The 20,481-nt window shown below is 44.1% G+C and carries 19 protein-coding genes; 12 read left to right on the forward strand and 7 right to left on the reverse strand.

What is annotated here, in order from left to right; translation table 11 throughout:
- Positions 1 to 126: 126 nt before the first annotated feature.
- The gene (locus tag ACQKL5_RS13915) at positions 127 to 672 is read right to left on the reverse strand and encodes a PadR family transcriptional regulator (RefSeq protein WP_427609474.1); all 546 of its coding nucleotides are present in this window, start codon (positions 670 to 672) and stop codon (positions 127 to 129) included.
- Between the two features lie 53 nt (positions 673 to 725).
- Positions 726 to 1,910 (reverse strand): YhgE/Pip domain-containing protein, encoded by a 1,185-nt coding sequence (locus ACQKL5_RS13920; RefSeq protein ID WP_427609475.1) that lies wholly within the window; start codon positions 1,908 to 1,910, stop codon positions 726 to 728.
- Positions 1,911 to 2,124: 214 nt separating this feature from the next.
- Between ACQKL5_RS13920 and ACQKL5_RS13925 the strand changes: the two genes are divergently transcribed.
- Both ACQKL5_RS13925 and ACQKL5_RS13930 read left to right on the forward strand, forming a co-directional pair.
- Positions 2,125 to 2,691: a hypothetical protein gene (locus ACQKL5_RS13925; RefSeq protein WP_427609476.1), complete on the forward strand. Its 567-nt coding sequence runs from the start codon at positions 2,125 to 2,127 to the stop codon at positions 2,689 to 2,691.
- Positions 2,692 to 2,783: 92 nt separating this feature from the next.
- The gene (locus tag ACQKL5_RS13930) at positions 2,784 to 3,203 is read left to right on the forward strand and encodes a hypothetical protein (protein ID WP_427609477.1); all 420 of its coding nucleotides are present in this window, start codon (positions 2,784 to 2,786) and stop codon (positions 3,201 to 3,203) included.
- Between the two features lie 162 nt (positions 3,204 to 3,365).
- On the opposite strand, the gene ACQKL5_RS13935 is transcribed toward ACQKL5_RS13930, so the two are convergent.
- Positions 3,366 to 3,971: a 2OG-Fe(II) oxygenase gene (locus ACQKL5_RS13935; RefSeq protein WP_427609505.1), complete on the reverse strand. Its 606-nt coding sequence runs from the start codon at positions 3,969 to 3,971 to the stop codon at positions 3,366 to 3,368.
- 294 nt (positions 3,972 to 4,265) lie between these two features.
- Positions 4,266 to 5,762, reverse strand: coding sequence for a serine hydrolase domain-containing protein (locus ACQKL5_RS13940; RefSeq protein WP_427609478.1), 1,497 nt, complete (start codon positions 5,760 to 5,762; stop codon positions 4,266 to 4,268).
- A 332-nt stretch (positions 5,763 to 6,094) separates the two neighbouring features.
- Between ACQKL5_RS13940 and ACQKL5_RS13945 the strand changes: the two genes are divergently transcribed.
- The 5 genes from ACQKL5_RS13945 (at position 6,095) to ACQKL5_RS13965 (ending at position 12,741) form a co-directional block, all read left to right on the forward strand.
- The gene (locus ACQKL5_RS13945) at positions 6,095 to 6,400 is read left to right on the forward strand and encodes a hypothetical protein (protein ID WP_427609479.1); all 306 of its coding nucleotides are present in this window, start codon (positions 6,095 to 6,097) and stop codon (positions 6,398 to 6,400) included.
- A gap of 34 nt (positions 6,401 to 6,434) precedes the next feature.
- Positions 6,435 to 8,381 carry a putative thiazole-containing bacteriocin maturation protein gene (locus ACQKL5_RS13950; protein ID WP_427609480.1) on the forward strand — a complete coding sequence of 649 codons (1,947 nt, stop codon included), beginning with the start codon at positions 6,435 to 6,437 and terminating at the stop codon, positions 8,379 to 8,381.
- Positions 8,378 to 10,312: a TOMM precursor leader peptide-binding protein gene (locus tag ACQKL5_RS13955; protein ID WP_427609481.1), complete on the forward strand. Its 1,935-nt coding sequence runs from the start codon at positions 8,378 to 8,380 to the stop codon at positions 10,310 to 10,312. The genes ACQKL5_RS13950 and ACQKL5_RS13955 overlap by 4 nt, the downstream gene beginning before the upstream one ends.
- 21 nt (positions 10,313 to 10,333) lie before the next feature.
- Positions 10,334 to 11,899: a SagB family peptide dehydrogenase gene (locus ACQKL5_RS13960; protein WP_427609482.1), complete on the forward strand. Its 1,566-nt coding sequence runs from the start codon at positions 10,334 to 10,336 to the stop codon at positions 11,897 to 11,899.
- A gap of 152 nt (positions 11,900 to 12,051) precedes the next feature.
- A complete protein-coding gene (locus ACQKL5_RS13965) occupies positions 12,052 to 12,741 on the forward strand; it encodes a BclA C-terminal domain-containing protein (protein ID WP_427609483.1) in 690 nt (229 codons plus the stop codon).
- Positions 12,742 to 13,077: 336 nt separating this feature from the next.
- On the opposite strand, the gene ACQKL5_RS13970 is transcribed toward ACQKL5_RS13965, so the two are convergent.
- Positions 13,078 to 13,878: a hypothetical protein gene (locus tag ACQKL5_RS13970; RefSeq protein WP_427609484.1), complete on the reverse strand. Its 801-nt coding sequence runs from the start codon at positions 13,876 to 13,878 to the stop codon at positions 13,078 to 13,080.
- A 492-nt stretch (positions 13,879 to 14,370) separates the two neighbouring features.
- Positions 14,371 to 14,754, reverse strand: a complete 384-nt coding sequence (locus ACQKL5_RS13975) for a DUF302 domain-containing protein (protein ID WP_427609485.1) — start codon at positions 14,752 to 14,754, stop codon at positions 14,371 to 14,373.
- 371 nt (positions 14,755 to 15,125) lie between these two features.
- Here ACQKL5_RS13975 and ssuD point away from each other — a divergent pair, with 371 nt between their 5' ends.
- From ssuD to ACQKL5_RS14000, 5 genes are all read left to right on the forward strand, one after another.
- Complete coding sequence (gene ssuD / locus ACQKL5_RS13980) at positions 15,126 to 16,178, forward strand: FMNH2-dependent alkanesulfonate monooxygenase (protein WP_427609486.1); 1,053 nt, start codon at positions 15,126 to 15,128, stop codon at positions 16,176 to 16,178.
- 24 nt (positions 16,179 to 16,202) lie between these two features.
- Entirely contained in the window at positions 16,203 to 17,447 is a 1,245-nt protein-coding gene (locus ACQKL5_RS13985; RefSeq protein WP_427609487.1) for an ABC transporter substrate-binding protein, read from the forward strand.
- Positions 17,448 to 17,517: 70 nt separating this feature from the next.
- Positions 17,518 to 18,393 (forward strand): carbohydrate ABC transporter permease, encoded by an 876-nt coding sequence (locus ACQKL5_RS13990; RefSeq protein WP_427609506.1) that lies wholly within the window; start codon positions 17,518 to 17,520, stop codon positions 18,391 to 18,393.
- Positions 18,394 to 18,407: 14 nt separating this feature from the next.
- Positions 18,408 to 19,217 carry a carbohydrate ABC transporter permease gene (locus tag ACQKL5_RS13995; RefSeq protein WP_427609488.1) on the forward strand — a complete coding sequence of 270 codons (810 nt, stop codon included), beginning with the start codon at positions 18,408 to 18,410 and terminating at the stop codon, positions 19,215 to 19,217.
- A gap of 22 nt (positions 19,218 to 19,239) precedes the next feature.
- Positions 19,240 to 20,139 (forward strand): aldo/keto reductase, encoded by a 900-nt coding sequence (locus ACQKL5_RS14000; protein ID WP_427609489.1) that lies wholly within the window; start codon positions 19,240 to 19,242, stop codon positions 20,137 to 20,139.
- 63 nt (positions 20,140 to 20,202) lie between these two features.
- Here the strand turns inward: ACQKL5_RS14000 and ACQKL5_RS14005 are convergent.
- Positions 20,203 to 20,481, reverse strand: a 279-nt coding sequence (locus tag ACQKL5_RS14005; RefSeq protein ID WP_427609490.1) for an IS3 family transposase, incomplete at its 5' end; no start/stop codon positions are given.

A 20,481-nucleotide genomic window follows, 5' to 3' on the forward strand; every position in this document is an offset into this window, starting at 1 on the left:
AAAGGGTATTTCTTCCTTGAAGTCACGAATGTGAGAAATGCCGCGATGGTACACATAAAAAAACTGCACGCTCATTGTTAGAGACACCTAACAATGGAGCGTGCAGTTTTTTATTGAATGTATTCTTTAAATTTCCCCTTGTTGAATCCGTCCGATTAACTCCTCAAGCCAGGATATGGTGTGATCTGTTCTGGAAGAAAAGTATTCACCTAAATAGTCCACAAGCTTATCTTTATCTTGATCTTTTTTCATCTTCATCTGTTTTTCGAAATCCGCAATTAGCTCCCACTTTGCAATTAGCTTCTTTTTGTTGTTTTTCAGGATTTCGACTACCTTATCACGGTCTACATACTTGATGTTTGCTAAACCTACGACCGTCTCACCGATGGAACCTGCATTTTCAAACATCTTATAGATTTTATTCGGTAGTTCTTCGCGACCTTTAGCCGTAATACCGAATACTTGTTTATCTGGTCGATGTTCTTCTTTTATGATTTCCACTATCTCGATTAAGCCTTGTTTGACTAACGAATCAAAATGATAATACAGTTTACTTTCTGTCAGCCCACCTAGTTGATCGAAGGGTATGGGATCAGAAAGTTGCTTTTTTAACTTATAAGGATAATTGTTATCCTCCATCAGTTTGCTCAATATGAAAACTTGAATGGGCATCATTTAGCTCCTTCAAAAAAGAATTATCCTTATTATAGCAAACTAAACGGACATTAAGCAGTCTGTGCAGTTTCCTTTTCAGGTTGTGTTACTTGGTTTTCCACAGGCACCTTTTTGTGAACGAATGCGACGATGAGAATATTGATGAGCATCGCACCTAGACCGACAGCGACCATGGACCAAATGAATGGAGCCGGGCTAATGCTGCCATAAAGGTTGGCAAAATATGCTTGCACTGAGTAGTACATTGGTGAAATGTGGCTCATCCATTCATAAGGTGCGTACATCATATCACGTGAAATCGTAGCACCATTCGCAATCGTTTGTGTTAATAAGATTGGGATGTTTAACACCATACCGCCATCGCCAACCAAGAAGACCATAATGGCTGTGAAGTTGAAACATACCATATAGTTTAGCATTTGTTGACCCAATGTACTGAAGAATAGATCTCCACTTGGTTCATTGACTAAATAGGCGATGCCTAGTGCAACGAGTGATGATACAACGGCAATCAATATAGCGGTCATTTGTACGTACATGAATAAACGTGTCTTGCTCGCTTTTCCACGACTTTGTCTAAATGCTGACACTAATTGCATCGCGCCAATCATGGCTCCAACATATCCAGCCATCGTTAAGAACATTGGCAGCATATTGTTATGCATACCATCCGGCACTTCATTGATGGTAACTAGATTTCCTGCATAAGCCGTTTCGATTTGTTTGGCCATTTCAGCCGCTTTTTCTTCTGGCAGATTGAAGTTCATCAATACGCCTTGAGCGGTTTGTTGTGAGAATTGTGTGCTCAACTGGTTGTTAATTTCCTTAACGATTGAAGTCATCGATGAAGAAACAACGGTAGAGCTCGCTTCATTAATCGTAAAGTCGATACTTGATGATGTTTCACCGCTTTGAATATCCGCCGAGAATGTTTTCGGGATGTGTACAACTAACGCTAAATCATTTTTATTTAAATCTTTTAACGCTTGTTTATTTGTCACATCTGTCTCAATTTCTTTAAACGGTAAGTTTTCCTTTAATTGACCGGCAATCTTTTCTCCGTATTCGCCTTTATCATCATTGACGATGGCAATCGGCAAATCATCGATATTCCCTGGGATCGCTGTATAACCAGGTAAGAAAATGCCTAGCATACATAGACAATAGAAAATACCCATGAAAATGGCAGCAATGGCACCTTGTGTTTTTAGGAAATGTTTAAATTTAAACTTCATTTGTCGCATCCATCCTTCTGTAGTTATATTTAAATTTAACTACTTTAATTAGAGTACTTTAATTAAATCGCTTTCTCAGTCTACTTGATTCCTTTTTTAAAGTCAATAAAAATTAACTATATAACCATAGGAGAAACTTTTTTAAATATAGGGTGGGTAGAGATACAGCTGTGTAAATGGATGGGGGGATATAAGTTCCGTTCGATAGTATATAATGGGATTATATGTAAATGTCGAGTTTGGGATAGGGGGAATCATGTTGAAAAGTAAAATCGTCTATATGACTTGTTGCCTGTGCCTCCTGGTGATTAGTGGCTGTACTTTAACCAACGTTCAAGAATCCGAGGAAACGGAAAAGGTGAGTGTGCCTGATAATACTCCGAGTTTAATGGAACATGATTTAGATGGAATTGATTGGACTCGGCAGGCTGTCGAATTTAATACGGCCACGGGCGACAAGCTGTTCGGTAACGAAAACCGACTTGCCTTCATTGGTCCGGCATTAAAGGCGAATAAAGTGAACAAATGGCTCTGGCATTTTTGGGGTATAGAAAAGAGTGAAGCGACATTTGTTGGGTATAAACGGAACACTTCCAAGATATGTCCGGTGTTAAGCGATGGGGAATGGTCGAGAAGCTTGACTGGTAGCACCGGGGTTAATGGAGCGGAAATGAGTATGCCTTCGAATGTCATGTTACCGGAAGCAGGTGAATGGGCCATTTTGGTTTATTCGGATGGAGAATTATTTGATACATTGGTGGTGGATGTGAAGGAGAAATGATTATCGGTAACAGGTGTGGCTGGTAAAAAGAGGATCGTCTTTTGAATTTCATGTGATATCGTATAGATAGTGCCACGGAAGGAGTGGATTGTTTGGTATACATGGGACGCTATCAAAAACTACCATTGATTCTCTTGCTAGCAATCATGTCACCCACTTATTTTTTTGTATCCAATGGGTTTTTGTTGGCAATTCAATGTGGATTTTCCATCTTCATACTGCTTGCGATATTTATTCGGTATACATTGCAAATAGAAAAGGATGAGCTTATCTTTCAAACGTGCTTTCTATCCTTCTCTATCTATCAAAAATATATTAAGAAAAATCACATTGTAAAGATGAAGTTCGAGCGATTTGGGTGGAGTAAAAAGGGAGTCATTATAAAGAGGAAGAAAGGGGTGAACATTCGAATCGTTGATTTTACTCCTAAAACTGCTTTCCAAGAACTACATCACTTTGCTTCGAAAAATCACATTCCTTTTGTAGAAACCAAAGATTTTAAAAGACTTTAAGTCTGAAAATAAAAAGGCTAAACCGAAATCGAACGGGGTAGCCCTTGTTGAAGCAGGCCTTCATAAACTAAAGATTGAAGAGAGGGTTTTGTCTTCAAAGATGGTGGTTCGTTCCATCATCTTACCCTTCCTCCACTTACCGCTTTAAAAACACTCCGAAATTTAGAGGGTCGTTTTTTGTTTTCTCATCCATTGTGTCGCAACCCATTTTTCTCCAGTGATGACCGGTGCTCCACCATGTAAGGTTTGTTCATTTATGTTTTGATCGGAATAGAAATACTCGAAATAGACCGCCATTCCTTTTTGGGGGGATACGGAAAGATTTAGTTTAGGGAAGAACGTTTCTCCACCTTGTTCCACATCATTCAAGTACATGACGATTGTGCTAATTCTATTGTTTTTTGCTGCTTTACTGGTAGAGGCGAAAAAATCAAAGTGGGCTTTATACTCTTGGCCAGGAGTGTACTTAAGTATTTGAATGCCGTCCCCGTGCTCGACCGGTACATTCATAATAGAAGAAACTCTTTTCTCAATCTTGGTGATGAGGTCATTTTCCTTGTCTTGAAAATACATGCTACTACTTGTTCGCATTTCATTTACTTCGCGCGTATCGCCGATTTTAGAGCGATTCAGTTTATCTTTCGATAAGTTGATTAATTCGTCACATTCTTCGTCACTTAAAACATTTCCTAAAACTGCGATGAGCGGTTCTTCAAATCTTGCAACGATGGTCACTTCTCTATCTTCTGTATGAATGGTATTTCCCATATGATTAAAAATGGTCTGCTCTTTGTTAGCCAATGCATTCGCTCCCTAAATGATTTAATTACCAGAAAAAATCTGTTTGATATGGTTTTTTTTGCCTGATAATTCATGATTATATCACGAACCTTTCAGTTTTACCGTTATGAAAAGACCCCCATGCCAGATCTTTTTAGAATGGTTATTCTAAAAAGAGGCTTATGAGGGTGAAAAATAATGAATCATTTATAGGGTGTGAAGAAGGTGGCAATGGGTGAGCCACCAGATGACACCTTCTTCACAGGTGTAGAGATACTACTTTCAAAGGCTAGCTTTCACTCTAGTCTCCCAAGTAGCTTTCCTTAAAGAGAGCATTCCTTTACCCAATTTAACGATCCCCACAATCAAAAGGAGCAAAGGGAGTAGAAATAACAGATGTCCTATCCCTGGAGCAAACAATGTAACCGTAGACAAAGGACCTAATAGATAAGGGAACTCGATTAAAATGATCAGCGGGAGCAGCCAGAAAACGATTACGGTAAAAACCCCATCCAGGATCCGGAGAATTCTGTTTCCTTTACGTCGTCCAGGTTTGAAAACTCTATAGACTGTCCAGACAATCAGTGCCATGATGGCCAGTAAAATCAAATCAATCACGACATACTTCTTAAATGGTTGGGGAGTGGGAGTAGGCGGTTCTTCATGATGTACAAGCTTGTTCACTCCACTTATGATGGCGTCATATTCATTAAGGTTGAAATAATCCATCGAGTTGATCTGCAGGGAGATGCCATACTCCCCGTCCAACAACACTTTGGAATAGGTGTTTTCAGTCCAACCATTATGGGAGATCTCACCATCTTTCACTTCCCAGCCCATCGCATAGTAAATATCATCCCCAATGAATGATGAGGGATGGTGCAAGGCATTCATGCTATTCCTTGATAAAATGCTGTTTCCATTAAATGTCCCGTGATTCAATTGAACAATCATATAATTTGCCATGTCTTCTGCGCTGGAAATGATGTATCCAGAAGAGACGGTTCCCTGATGGTTCAATTGCTTTGTTGGGACCTTAAAGCCAAAGGCCGTCTGATATCCGTCCGCGATGATATGATTTGTATCATCTTTAGGGTCAGCATAGGTATGCTTCATGTCTAGCGGTTTGAAGATGAATTCATTTACATAGTCTTTATAGGATTGATTCGTTACTTTCTCGATGACAACACCTAAAATATTATAATTCAAGTTCGAATATTCATAGCGGTCACCGACGGGGTGTTTCAATTCAAGGTCTGCCAAGCTTTTGACATGGTCATCTGATGTTGTATCTCCTTGTGAGATACCCACTTGACCATCATATGTAGAAAGGCCGCTTGTATGGTTCAGTAAGTGTTGAATGGTGATTCGTTTAGATTCGTCTTTATCTGCAATATGGAACCATGGAATATAGGCTTGAACGGGATCTTGTAAGCGAATTTTCCCCTGTTCCACTAACTGCATGATGGCGAGTGCCGTAAACGATTTACTGACGGATCCAAGAACAATGGGCGTTTTCGATGTCATTTTCGTTCCATCTGTCTTTGATACACCATACCCTTGCAAGTATTCCACATGTTCTCCCTTTACAATGGCCAATGAAGCACCGGGAATCTTCAGTCTCTCTATCTCCTTTGTCATAAACGTATCAATGGTAGAAGAATCTAGTTTGGTAGATTCCTGATCATTGGCAAACCCTACTCCAGTAACGCTGGTCATGACCAGGAGTATGGTCATGATGAAACCGGTTATCACGTGTCTTTTTGGCATGTTCTCCATTTCCTTTCTCTCTATCGTACAAAATCCTCTTCTTTGAAATATTGTAAAGATTTAACAGTAAACGGTCAATGGAATTCCAACTAAATGGGTGTACCACGATAAGTCTGTTCGCCCCTAATGTGTAGACGTTTCGTGAATACATCGAGGGAATGCGTGAAAATGGGCATCTGAATCAGTGGCAATACCCATTCTGCACACATATTTTGTGTGGAGGGAGTACTTGAAAGATTGAAAAACTTACAGACTATTTTTTTCAGTGCTCCTTTGCTATTTTAATTCTAATACGGAGGTTTTAAATATGAATGAGTTTCAAAACCAGCTTCAAATGTTGAATGTGGATCAACAGTTTCAGGCCAGTCAACCGGTGTCTTGGGATCCAAATCAGTTTCAGTATCAGCAACCTTCTATGGAAGATTCTCGTCTTATTCCATTTGGATGTTTTGGTTGTCTTGGCTGCTTTGGGTGCTTTATCGGAGGATGTGGAGGATGTGGACGTTGCGGAGGATGTGGACGCTGCGGTCGTTGCGGTCGTTAATCGTTTTAAAAAGAAGAACCGATCCCTGCAGAGTTCCTGCAGGGCTTTTCTCATGGAAATAGACATAAGAGACAAATTGTCATACATAGGATTAGAGGGATAGTCATAAGTAAAGCTTGTGGGTTAGGAGGATCGGAATGAAGAACTTGAACCCTTCTATGCGTCTAAAAGTGAATAGGGATACGTTTTTTCTCCCTGAGCCGAACGGGGGAGTGTATTTTCGGAATAATGTCAGTTCGTTCCGTATGGAAGGTCGCACCATCGTTCAATGGATTGAACAATTATTTCCCATGTTTAACGGGGAGCATGCATTGAGTGAATTGACCGACGGATTGCCTGGACCTTACCGGAATCGGGTCATGGAAATTGCTGAAGTTCTCTATAAGAATGGGTTTGTGCGAGATGTCAGTCAAGATGCGCCCCATCAATTGACGGAGCGGATTGTGAATAAGTATGCCTCTCAAATTGCATTTCTGGACAGCGTTGGCGATTCGGGTGCCCGGCGTTTTCAAGAGTATCGCCAGCAAAAGGTGTTGGCAATCGGTTCAGGCCCATTTTTCACCTCGTTGGTTTCAGCCTTGCTTGAATCTGGATTGCCCGAGTTTCATATTCACATACAGGATATGGAGTCGACCGATAGAAAGAGATTGAATGAACTTGTTGCGCATGCCCGTAAAACGGATGAGGAGGTCAAGGTGGATGAGGTTTCCCGGGATTGGGAGGGGGAACGGGCTTGGAAGGATATCATCCGACCGTATGACTATATCGTATCTGTGTCACAAGAAGACGATGTGGAAGAATTACGAGCACTGCACATGGCTTGCAGGCAAGACGATAAGATGTTTTTCCCCGCCATAAGCCTTAAGCATGTAGGTCTTGCAGGTCCGATGGTGAATGCGGAATCTCTTTCATGCTGGGAATCTGCGTGGCGACGGTTGCACCAATCTGTTTTGAGTGCCGACCAAGAATCCTCAACCTTTTCCTCCACTGCGGGAGCAATATTGGCCAATGTATTGGCATTTGAGTTATTTAAAAGAAGTACAGGTGTGAGCGAGTCGGATCAGAGTAATCAATTTTACCTGCTTAATATGGAAACGTTGGAAGGAGGTTGGCATGCATTTTTACCCCACCCGTTTGTAACGGGTACAGCAACCGCAAAATGGGTCAAGGATCTCGAATCGAGGTTAAAGCAACAAGATAGCCGCGGTGAACCTGGTAAGTTATTTATGGTCTTCAGCCGTTTGACATCTAAACAATCAGGGATTTTCCATAGCTGGGAAGAAGGGGATGTGAAGCAATTGCCGCTTGCCCAGTGCGGCATTCAAGTGGTTAATCCAATGTCGGAGGGACCGGCTGAGTTATTGCCGGCATCCGTCTGTTCAGATTTATTGCATGAAGAAGCAAGGCGGGAAGCGGGACTGACCGGGGTAGAAGTGTATGCTACGGAAACGCTCGAATACCTTGTACCGACTTTATCTCCATTGGATGGAGAAGGTGTAGCTGGATTTATTGGTGTCGGTACGGGAGGGACATTCGCTGAATCTGTGTGCCGCGGTTTGCAAAAATGTTTGGACGATGAATTATCCAAGCGCAGCGAGCAAAATCATTCTTGTGCGCGAATAGAGTTTGATCAGATAGATGATGAGCGCTGCCGGTATTATATGCAAGCATTGACGACGATGGCGGGAAATCCTGTGATTGGTTTAGGTGAAGAAGTATATGGTTTTCCTGTCATATGGGTCGGTACGGGGGAGGATTGGTTTGGCTGCGTTGGGCTGAACAGTACCCTTGCCTTACGGAATGCATTACAGCAGGCAATCATGGCTATCCAAGATAAAACGGGGAAGTTCAAGACACAAGGACTGAAGGCTTCATCCGTGTTTTTGGAAAAAAGGTCGCCGTTGGCATTGAGGATTGAAGCGTGTGAAGAAATAAGAGAATCCGAGGTTTTGCAAGAGGCAATGCAAGTGTTGGACTGGAATGGCATCCGGCTATTGACCTTCGAATTAGAATTGGAACCGATTCTGAAAGAGGAGCTGGCAGGCGTATTTGGGGTAATCCTGCGAGAGGAGGGGTCAAGGTGAAAGCAGTCGTATTGCTTATCGGAGAAGGAGTGTTGACGAATCTGGTACATGGAGAATTGTCAGGCGACTACGAGGTCATCCGCCAGACTGATTTTATGGAGGAGATACCCGCAACCGCTGAACTGGCTCTCGTGCTGCAAGATGCCTGGGATCCCTCTATTCATCTAAAGGCGGAAGAAACCCTGCATATTCCTTGGCTCCGGGGTTTTGTATCATTCGGAGAGGGAATGGTCGGTCCGCTGGTACGAAAGGGGAAGGAAGGGTGTTCACAATGTGCAGATTTACGGCATCTCATGGCGGGAAGCGACCGTAAAGAGATGTGGGATATCCAGAAGCGGTTGCAGGAGGGTGTAGGGATACACCATGATCCCGTGGCATCGCGCATGGGACTTTTGCAAATGGCCTATCTGATTAAAACAGAGGTAAAGAGAATGACCGAGGGAGAACCTATTCAATCGGAACACTCTGTCGCCCTAGTCAATATGAAAACACTGAACATTTCCCGGCATTCCTTTCTGCCAGACCCGGTCTGCCCGGTCTGTAGTTCAATACCGGATGACTCGTCAAGTGCAGCCTGCATTTCATTACAACCAAGTCCGAAGGTTGAGCCCCATAGTTACCGCAGTCGCTCGATGGATGAGTTAAGTCAGGTGCTGGCCAAAGACTATCTTGATTACAGGATGGGCTTTTTAAATAGCAAGATGGTCGATCTTGTACCGCCGTTTGCCGATGTTAGTGTGAATCTGCCCCTGTTCATGGGGGATGAGGGAGCAGCTGGACGGACGAATTCCTATGGGGTAAGCGAGATGACAGCGATTTTGGAAGGCTTGGAGCGGTATTGCGGACTAGAACCGAGAGGAAAGCGGACGGTCGTTCATGACAGCTACAATCGCCTGAAAGATGAAGCGCTGGATCCTAGAAAGCTTGGCGTCCATTCGAATGAAATGTACGATATGCCTGGTTTTCCTTTCAAGCCATTTCATCCAGATTCTCGGATTAACTGGGTTTGGAGCTATTCACTATTACAGGAGCGGCCGATACTGGTTCCAGAGTTACTTGCCTATTACAGCTTGGGCTGTGGGGAGGGTTTTGTTTATGAAACGTCCAATGGCTGTGCTTTAGGTGGCAGTTTGGAGGAGGCCATTCTGTACGGGATCTTCGAAGTGGTGGAACGTGATTCATTTCTGTTGACTTGGTATGCACAGCTTCCACTTCCCCGTCTTGATCCGTATTCGGCAAATGATGAAGAATTGGCATTGATGATGGACCGGGCGCGTGCAGCAGCTGGATATGACATTCATTTGTATAACGCAACGATGGAGCATGGAATTCCGAGCGTGTGGGCGATGGCGAAAAACAAGAAACACAAAGGATTGAACCTCATCTGTGCAGGCGGGGCCCATTTGGATCCGGTCCGGGCGGCGAAAAGCGCCATTCATGAGTTGGCGGGCATGATGCTGACCCTTGACGAGAAATTCGAAGCGAATCAGGAAGAGTATGAGAAGATGCTGGATGATCCTTACCTCGTGCAGCAGATGGATGATCATGGCATGTTATTTGGACTGAAGCAAGCGGAAGGACGGTTGCGTTTTTTACTCGAAGAAAATCGGCCATTGCGTACATTCGACGAGGAATTCAAGGGTTGGGAGTATCATGATGATTTAAAGGAAGACCTGCAGGGCGTTCTGTTACAGTTTCAGCAGCATGGCCTCGATGTGCTTGTGGTTGATCAGACGACGCCGGAGCTTACCAAGAATAACCTACATTGCGTGAAAGTATTGATTCCCGGGATGCTACCGATGACATTCGGCCACCATCTCACCCGCGTAACGGGGCTGGATAGGGTTTTGAAAGTCCCTATGGAACTCGGATATGTGAAACGACCAATGACAATGGAACAACTTAATCAAGATCCGCATCCATTTCCATAAGCGACGGTTAGGAGGCAGGAGATGAAGCTAGATCAATTTCTGTACAATCTTCAGTTCGACACAGAGAAAGTAAGGCCGCCTGACTGGGAAGTGGATTGGGAGGATGCCCCGCTTTCTTATAAACTCTATCGCGATTTGCCTGTCTTCCCGTTTTCATCAGACGTGCCGCTGACACTGGAAACATGTGAGGCATCCTCCCCACCTGACTTCAATGGTATCGGTCATTTTCTTTGGTATGTATTCGGCCTTACTCAAGTGAGTCAGTTCATGAACGAGTCGGAAAAAGTGGAATACATGCAGACGTTTCGCCGATTTGCTCCTTCAGGAGGGGCGCTGTATCCAAACGAACTGTATGTCTACCTGAAAATCGTGGATTTGCCTGTTGGCGTGTACCACTATGATGTGGCACACCACCGTTTGGCATTATTGCGAGAAGGGAATTTTGATGACTATTTGGACCAGGCCCTTGGCAACCGTTGTGATATGTCAGCCAGCTTTGGAACAGTTTTCGTGTCGACGATGTTTTGGAAAAACTTCTATAAATACAACGATTTTTCCTATCGATTGCAAGGATTGGACGCAGGTGTCCTGATTGGCCAATTACTGGAGGTGGCGAAAAGGTTTGGTTTTTCTACGGGCGTTGCCTTTCAATTTCTGGACCGGGCCATTAACCATCTGATTGGGTTATCGGAACAGGAAGAGAGCGCATATGCCATCATCCCTTTATACGCAGGACCTTCAAATGAATGTACGTTTGGAAGTGAAGCAGGCCAAACGTTCACCGCTACTGAATTATGTGAAGAGTTACCAGCGATATCATGTCAGCATTATGTACGTTCGAAGAGAATCAAAAAGTATCCCATGTTACTTTCAATGAATGAGGCTTCCATGATCGACTCAACCCAATCATTTCGGAGAATTATGAAAAAGGAAGAGATGAATGGAAAAGAAAAAGAGGTACATCTGCCCCCCGTGGAGAGATTGCCGTATGACTTGGCAGCCGTTTGCCGAAAGCGGTTTTCGCCGGAAATGGATTTTTCTTTAAGTAAAGTGAGCCAGGTCCAGCTAGCGACTTTGCTAAAGGAAGCGACGGACTCATATTCGTATACGAATGATTTGGATGGAGAACGGGAAAATTCAAATGACCTTGTCACCATATATGCTTGTCTGCATCAAGTGGAAGGCATATCAGATGGTGCCTATTATTACGATCGATCTGCGCATTCCTTACGTCAGGTGGAGCTAGGAGATTTCCGAGTCCCGTTGCAATATGCCCTTTCACTGGATAATGTGAATTTACAGCAAGTACCGCTCTGCCTGCATGTGGCAGGAAACAAGGACTACCTTAAAAATGAGCTAGGATACAGGGGATACCGCATTCAACAAATGGCAGCCGGGATGCTCGTCCAGCGACTATTATTAGCAGCGACAGCACTCGGGATGGGAGGTCATCCCCTTCTCGGCTTCGATGTGAACGTATGTGATGACATATACAGAATGGGTTCACTCGGAAAAACAAGCTTAATCCAAATTCCAATCGGACCATATCGAGGACGTCCATGGTTAAAAGGAAGTTTGCATAGTTAATATAACGCCGGAAGCAAAGAAGCCGCTCTCTTTTAAACAAGAGAGGGGCTTCTTTGTCTTAATTGGGAAGGAAAGTGTATTGATGAATGGTCCAAGCAATTTGGTTCCTTCTCTCATAAACTAATGAGACACAATTAAAGGAGTGGTGAAAATTGAGCAAATGCGGTAAATGTAGGCATAAAGATTGTCGCTGCAAATCAAAGAAATGCCGTGATTGCGGGCATAAAAAGTGCCGTTGCGAAGAAAGTTCACAACAAAATGTTAATCAAAAAGTTAGAGTGAGAGTGAACGCACCGGCCGGAGCAACAGGAGCCACGGGAGCACCAGGTCCAACCGGTCCAACCGGTGGAGGAACAGGAGTACCGGGGGCAACAGGGGCACCGGGAGCAACAGGAGCAACAGGAGCCACGGGTGCCACGGGAGGAAGTCCTGGTTTCGCTTATATCTATGATACAACCGCTCAAACTCTTGCAGCGGGTGATTCCGTCACATTTAACACAAACGGCAGCATAGAACCACCAGGGTTTGTCACGCATGTCCCGGGATCGACTGATATTACGATTACCCAAACAGGCACGTACCTCATCACCTATGAAGTATTTCCGCAACAAGGTACGTCGGCATTCGCTTTATTCGCTAATGGTATTCAAATTCCTGGTTCCAATTATGGCAGTGGTTCTGGTAACCAAACGTATAGCGGACAGGTTATCGTCACATTAGCTGCCGGAACCGTTATTACCTTACGTAATATTGACGGAGAGACTGTGCTGAACGATACGATAAGTGGTCCAGGATCCGCAGCTACCTTAAGCGCATCCCTTGCCATTCAACGGCTTGTGTAATCGTTCCCGAATAGGGTTCTAACCTTTTAAGGAACTGGATACAGTTCCTTTTTTCATACATAGAAGAGGCGAAGATGCCTTTCTGAAACTCGTTCTGTAAAGTGGGAAAGCTACGAACTGTTCATTCATTGGTGTGGCGGGTATGTGTGAAATTGGGCCTATTCTTGGTTTCAGACGTCTCGATTTTTCTTAAATGTAGAAGTCATAACCGCTTTTTTATTGAGGTTATATTATCATTGTTTAGAATCGCACAAAAAGGCCGCCAATTGGCTGCCTTCTTAAGGTGCGAACGTAAGTGGTCATTCCTATTTTTCTTCAGATGGCGACAGGGTGTATTTATTTAAAAGTTACCAGCCAATTAAGCGTGTTGTCGCCAAAATCTGTTAGCCTATAAACAAAGTTTTGTTTTTGCCATGCTGCTAGGCTACCTGTATGCTTGGCATCGATATGCAAATGTCCATGCTTCTTAGGTATTGGCATCATATGTGTTTCCAAAAACTCCACAGTTTCTTTCGCTGTCGCTAAACTTTCTTCTGATTTTTCCGTTGTGGAACGGGCTATGATGGCCCAGCGTCCCTCATTCCAACTTGTAAATAATGAGCCTGCGCCCCCATCTTGATAACCAGTTATGCCATGCCCTAATTCAACCGCTTCACCATCTTTGAAAACGGTTTGATCTATTTCTTCACTTGCTGCTTTTTCATTTTCATATTGAGTAATGACCAACTGGCCAACTAATTGCCCTGTCTTTTTTATCTTTGGATCGTTAATCTCTAATTGTTTGTCTGTATTATAAAATGTAAAACTCGCTTTATTCTGTGTGGAAGACGCGATAGCCGTTAAATACTTTCCTTTTGTCACAGGGAAATTTGATGGTAGCTTAATGCCCCATTCACCCGGGATGATACTTTGGAAATCTGCTTTTTTTACTGTGCTGTCACTTGCTACATTCTTATTCGGGTTACCAGCTTCTTTTGTTTCAGTATTTACCTCTTCCGTTTGGTCCTTATCTGTTTCAGCATTGACTTCTTCCGTCTGGCTCTTATCTGTTTCAGCATTGTCTACCGTTTGTTCAGGATTTTGTTTTTGTACCGCCTCTTTATCTTCATTTCCGCAAGCAGTCATCATCACCATCATAAATGTTAAAACGAATAGATATTTCAGCGTAATCCCTCTTTTCTTTTTTAGTTAACTTCCCTAACTATTTTACCATAAAAATTCCAATTGTTCCGGGGAGCCGTCTCCAACTAACATGTTCGATAGCCGTCAAAACTCAAACTAAGAAATACAAACGTTTCGTGTGCAAGTCTGAAATCCAAAATGAAAAGCAGCAGTTTCAGGGTCCATAAATAAAGATGTACTTGGTGTAGAAGAAAGAGAATGGAAAGGGGGGACTGCAGAGTCAGTAGTGGGTAAAGCAAAAGTCCATACAAGTAAATCTCGGAATGGCATGATAGCGATTACCTTACAGGTTATATCAAGCCAATCGAATGTCTCGACTATAAATGGATAAAAGTTTAATTAAATGTGAATGCACCAACTTTAGCAGCAAAAGATGGTGCATTCAAATAGTTTAAAGGGCGGAAAGAATAACCATTTGTTTTAATTTCCGCCTTCTAATATAAAGGCTTAAATGCTGCGTTCGATACAACCAATTAACCGTTTCTCAATGTCCAGGGCGAATGCTTTCATATCATCATTCTCAAGCATTTCAATCAAGGAAGAAGGTTTTGGCATACCAACTTTTGTGACATGATCATCTTCATAGATCACGATTTTACATGGCAAGAAATACCCAGCTAGCAGATTTTTAGAAAGGATATGTTGAGCTTCTTTCGGGTTACATACTTCTAACACCGTATATGGAGTATTGAACTCCATGCCTTTTTTCTGAAGCTTTGCCGTTAAATTAAAATTCCACAATACTCCAAACCCTTCACTTTTCAGATTTTCCTCCAATGAAGCAATGGCTTGTTCTGAGCTTTTCTCTGTTGATACCGTATAGTCGAACATCATTTACCCTCCGTATCTTAATGAAAAATAATAGTTTTAGAATTGTACACTCATTTATGGTATTCCCTATAGCGGAAATCATAAACAGGGCAACAGTCCCTATTCATTAGGGGGGCAATGATCGTTGCTCTTTCTTCTAATTGATAAAGAGTTCCTCTTCACCAATTCTTATCCCAGGCATTAAATAATAGGAAGATGCCTGGTTGAAAAAAGGATTGACACAGTGGTTCAATCCAACTATACTAGCTAATAATTATAAAACACACTAAACTAATAAGAATAATCAGCTGATTGGAAAACCAAAGGCATCCGTCCCATATCTATGGGCGATTTGCGTTTGGTTTTTTTTATTGTACAAGGGGGATATAGACATGGAGATTTTTTGGTTTTTACCAACGGCGGGAGAAGGCAGGTATTTGGGTACGGAGCATGGTAAGCGTGAGGTTACGATTGATTATCTTGAGCAGGTGGCGAAAGCCGTCGACACACTCGGGTTCGATGGGGCGCTGCTGCCGACAGGGGTGGCATGTGAAGATTCCTGGGTCATCGCGTCGAGTCTTGTCCCATTGACGAAACGGATGAAGTTCCTGGTGGCGGTCCGTCCTGGTTTCGTCGCTCCGCCCGTTGCTGCGCGGATGGCGGCGACTCTGAATAAAATTTCGGGAGGACGTCTCCTGCTGAATATCGTACAGGGTGGGGACCCCAAGGAATTGGCCGGGGACGGAATCCATTTGACGCATGATCAACGCTATGAAATGAGCGACGAGTTTTTATCTATATGGAATCAATTATTTAAGCAGGAATCCGTAACCTTCAAAGGGAATTATTATAATATTGAAAATAGTCGACTCCATCCTTCGACTCCTAAGCAATCTCCGGCCTTATACATTGGCGGGACATCCGCTTCCGCATATGAAGTGGCGGCGAAGCATGTTGATCATTATCTGACTTGGGGGGAACCAGTCGATGTGGTCAAAACAAGAATCGACACTGTAAGAGAATTGGCGAAACAACAAGGGCGAGAGGTGAAGTTTGGCATAAGGCTTCATGTAATCGTCAGGGAGACGGAGGAAGAAGCCTGGGCCGCAGCGGATGAACTAATCAAGTATGTTGATCAACATACGATTGATGAAATGAGAAAGAAAATGGCTGGTTTCGATTCCAATGCGCAGAACAGGATGAGCGATATCTCGTACAAAAACAGGGATTCGCTTGAAATCAGTCCTGGACTTTGGGCAGGAATTGGTTTGGCCCGCGAAGGTGCTGGAACGGCTTTGGTGGGAGATCCCGACCAGGTGGCCAGTAATATCAAAAAGTACCAGGAAGCGGGTGTAGACACTTTCATTCTATCTGGTTATCCACACTTGGAAGAATCATATAGGGTTGCGGAATTGCTTTTTCCAAAATTAAAGGGATTGAAATAAGTAAAAAAGATAGGGGGGAATAACATGAAAAGGAAGTTATCGGTTTTATTGGTATGTATCATGATGGCGGTGCTTGTCATCGGATGTTCTTCGAAAAGCTCTACAGATGAAGGCGGGAAAACAACAATTAGCTTCATCCATTGGCGCGGGGAAGACAGCAAGGCATTCAAGGAGCAGATTTCTAAATTCGAAAAGGAAAATCCGGATATCAAGGTCGATATGACGGTATACCCTTCTGAGGAATACCAATCGACCGCTCAGACCATCCTGAAGGACGGCTCGACGGGGGACGTGTTCACGGCATTTCCGGGATCACAATTCGAGATTTTGAAGAAAGCCGATCTGTTCACGGATCTTAGTGGCGAAGATTTTGTGGGGAAATTCAATCAAAGTCTAATCGAAGTCGGACAGGATGGCGGGAAGCAATTAGCGCTTCCGCTTCAGCTCGTTTTCAACCAGCCCGTCTACAATGCCAGCCTTTTTGAAAAATTAGGACTAGAACCAGCCAAGGACTGGGATGGCTTCCTTGAACTATGCGAAAAATTGAAAAAGGCAGGCTACCTACCCATCGCCTTCCCAGGAGCTGATATTGGACCAGGTCAGCTGATCAACACGATGGTCATGAACAATGCGCCGGACGAAGAAGTTTTCACGAAATTAGTGAATGGGGAGAATGAGCTGACGGAAGATTGGTGGGTCAAAACCCTATCGCAATTTAAGGAGCTTGTTGATAAAGGCTATATTTCTAAAGATTCCCTAAGCGTGAAGCATGATGGTGCAATTGCCTTGGTGGCCCAGGAAAAAGCGGCAATGCTGGCTACTGGATCCTTTGCGATGGCTAACATCCAGGCAATCAATCCGGACATCAAACTGAAGATGCTTGCACCGATTACCGTTTCAGAGAGTGAGGCAAAATACGAAGGTGTCCATACGACAACCTTCATGCTCGCGGTGAACAGCAAGTCGAAGAAACAAGAAGCAGCCAAGAAATTCATTGATTTCTTGACAGAGCCGGAAAACGCGTCGGCCTACGCCAATGAAACAGGTCAGCTTTTAACATTGAACGATATTGATTATAAGTCGGATATTCTGAAGGATTCAACGGAATGGATGGATAAAAAAACAAGGTTCCAGCCGAGGTATACAATTACTAATGCGAACGTGGAGAAAGCCGTCCTGTCTTCCATCCAGGCAGTCATCGGCGGAACGGAACCGGCTAAAGCGGCAAGTGATGCCCAGAAAATCGTCAAACAAAATATCGATGAATGAAAAGCGTACGGAGGGAGAAAATCTTTCTCTCTCTCTTTCTTTTGTCTGTTAGGGGAGGTTGTGCATCATGTTGAAGAAGAATAAACGATTGTTCCTGTTTATTGCACCAGGTTTACTTCTGTATCTCATCTTTTTCATCTATCCTACGCTTAGCGCGCTTTTCTATTCCTTCACAAACTGGGATGGCATCACACCCGATTATCAGTTCGTCGGGTTTGATAACTATGTGAAGCTAGTGACCGAGGATAGCATTTTTGCGAAGGCCTTTACGAATAACATTAAGTTCATGCTGTTCGTCGTGATTTTCCAAACAATCCTTTCCCTGCTGTTCGCCTTATTTTTAATCAAGAACTCAAAGGTTAATGTGTTTCTCCGGGCGTTGTACTTTTTCCCGACGATTCTGTCCTCGGTATCGGTCGCATTCATCTGGACCTTCATTTATGATCCGAACATGGGGTTATTATCAAGTCTGCTTTCGGACCTGAACCTCGAAGTTCTATCACAGAATTGGCTGGGGGATGAGGATATCGCCATCTTCTCGATTGCAGCCGTTCAAGTTTGGTTCCATACGGGGCAGATGCTGATCATCTTTGTCGCTGGACTTCAGGCGATTCCAAGCGAATTGTATGAGGTGGCGAGAATCGAAGGGGCCAGTCGCTGGCAGACGTTCCGCACGGTAACTTGGCCGCTTGTCGCACCGGCAGCTACGATTGTCATTGCCTATACGACGATTCAGTCGTTCAAGGCGTTTGACTTAATCTTCGCCATGACCAAAGGGGGGCCAAACTACTCGACGGAGATACTGGCAACCTTCATCTATACCACGGCGTTCCGTAGCTTCAAGTTTGGTTATGCTTCAGCTGAATCGGTACTGTTCATGATATTGATGGCGGTTATTACATATGTTCAATTCAAAGCCTTACGGGCCGATCGAGTAAACTATTAAGGGGGGCCGCAACTATGAAACTTTCAAAAACGGTACTGATGCTTTTATATGCGGCATTGATCATCATTCCGGTCCTGACGATTCTCCTGTCGACGTTCAAGCCCATGTCCGAAATGTACAGCAATGTGCTGGGATTGCCGGAAGCCTTTCAGTTGGATAATTATGTCGACGTGTTCATGAATCAGTCGATGGGGACCTATTTTAAGAACAGCTTGACCGTCACATTGGTATCCGTCATCCTGACCTTGTTTTTCGCAAGCCTGATTGCCTTTTCGATTGTGAGGATGGGTGGCTGGGCCGGTGGACTTTTGTTCAGCTTCTTTGCAATCGGAATGATGGTCCCGGCCCAAACGAACATGATTCCACTTTATCAGCTCATGTATGATTGGGGATTGACGAACAGCCTGATCGGTTTGATGATTGTCAATATTGCAGTGACGATGCCAGTCGGGGTATTCATCCTGACCGGTTTCATGAAGTCGCTGCCGAAGACGATATTCGAGGCAGCCATCATGGATGGTGCTGGCAACTGGCAGATGTATAGCCGCATTGTCCTGCCGCTATCCCTGCCGTCCTTGTCGGCAACGGCGATCTTCCTGTTCGTGATGCACTGGAACGATCTTCTCTATCCGCTTCTGTTCATCACGCAGGACGAGTTCAAGACCCTTCCGCTTGCCCTGCTGGAATTCCAGGGTGAATACATGACGAATTATCCGCTTCTGTTTACGGGAGTCATCATTGCTTCAGCACCAATGGTCATCATCTATGTATTTTTGCAAAAGTACTTCATCGCCGGCATGACGGCCGGTGCAGTGAAAGGCTAATAAAAAAGAAGAGGTGTCGGTTATGGAACGAGTTACACTGCAAGAAGGTTTGTCTTTTTCAAGAATCGTCCACGGGCACTGGAGGGCGGCGGACTGGAATAAGTCCACACAGGAATTCTTAACTCTAACCCAGCAATGTCTCGAGTTGGGAATCACCACCTTCGATAACGCGAATATTTACGGTGATTACACATGCGAAGGGCTTTTCGGCAAGGTGCTGAAAGCCCAACCCGGCCTTCGGGACCGAATTGAAATCGTGACGAAATGTGGCATTAAGCTTGCCAATGGCAAAAATGGCTTCTCGCTCAATCACTATGATTCCAGCAAGGAGCATATCATCGAGTCGGCAGAGCAATCCTTAAAGGAACTGAACACGGATTATCTTGATGTCCTGTTGCTGCACCGCCCGGATGTGCTCCTCGATCCCGAGGAAGTAGCGGAAGCCTTCACACTTTTGAAAAAACAGGGGAAGGTCAGGCATTTTGGCGTATCCAACTATCTTCCATCACAGGTGAACATGCTTCAGGCATCCCTGGACATGCCCCTTGTGACGAACCAGGTAGAGCTCTCGGTCATTTATCGAGACAACTTCGAGAATGGCGTACTGGACCAGTGCATAGAGAAGAAGATGCCGCCAATGGCCTGGTCGCCGCTCAATCAGGGACTTGTCTTCACCAGTGAATCGGAAAAAGCAATCCGGGTGCGAGACGCCCTGAAGAAAACTGCGGCTGAAATCGGGGCGAACGATATAGACGAAGTCATGTACGCATGGTTGATGAAGCATCCGGCTGGCATCATGCCAATCGTGGGATCTGGACGGATCGAACGCATCCAATCAGCGGTCAATAGCCTATCGCTTACGCTCGACAGGCAGCAATGGTATGAAATTTGGGTCAGCTCTCGTGGCCGGGATGTGGATTGATGCAAAAAAAAGGCAGGCGCCTGAATTAAAGTGTACCCCTTGTAAAGGACATTTTAAAAAAGCCTAGGCAACTTGTTGAAGCTGCTGTCTGTATTTTGCAGGCGGCAGCTTTTTTAAATTCCATTGGCCACGATAATGATTATAGTAGATCATATAACTCTTGATTTCTCGTTTCACTTGCTCGAATGTTTCGCATTCTTTAATGTTTGTTTCATCTTTCAAATGGCCAAAAAAGGATTCCTGCGGGGCATTGTCCCAACAGTTTCCACGTCGCGACATGGATTGACCTAGACCCATTTTCTTGAGTAATGCTTGGAATTGGGGATTTGTATAATGAACCCC

Source organism: Peribacillus sp. NPDC097675, assembly GCF_050277655.1.
Lineage (GTDB): Bacteria > Bacillota > Bacilli > Bacillales > DSM-1321 > Peribacillus.